This window comes from Brevibacillus sp. HB1.2 (assembly GCF_013332495.1).
Classification (GTDB): domain Bacteria; phylum Bacillota; class Bacilli; order Brevibacillales; family Brevibacillaceae; genus Brevibacillus; species Brevibacillus porteri.
Map to the genome: position 1 here is coordinate 1 of NZ_JABMIU010000055.1, position 204 is coordinate 204.

The following is a 204-nucleotide window of genomic DNA, read 5'->3' on the forward strand; positions in this document are numbered from 1 at the left end:
GAGCCATTAGCTCAGTTGGTAGAGCATCTGACTTTTAATCAGAGGGTCGAAGGTTCGAGTCCTTCATGGCTCACCAGTTTTTTAAAACGAGAGATTGAATTTTATATGCGGTCGTGGCGGAATGGCAGACGCGCTGGCTTCAGGTGCCAGTGGTGGCAACACCGTGGAGGTTCAAGTCCTCTCGACCGCACCAAGAAATTTCTT

General features: G+C 49.5%; 2 tRNA genes. Both read left to right on the forward strand.

From position 1 onward, the window contains the following. Positions 1–76, forward strand: a tRNA-Lys gene (locus HPY28_RS30235). Between the two features lie 31 nt (positions 77–107). Beyond that, a tRNA-Leu gene (locus HPY28_RS30240) sits at positions 108–193 on the forward strand. Positions 194–204 lie beyond the last annotated feature (11 nt).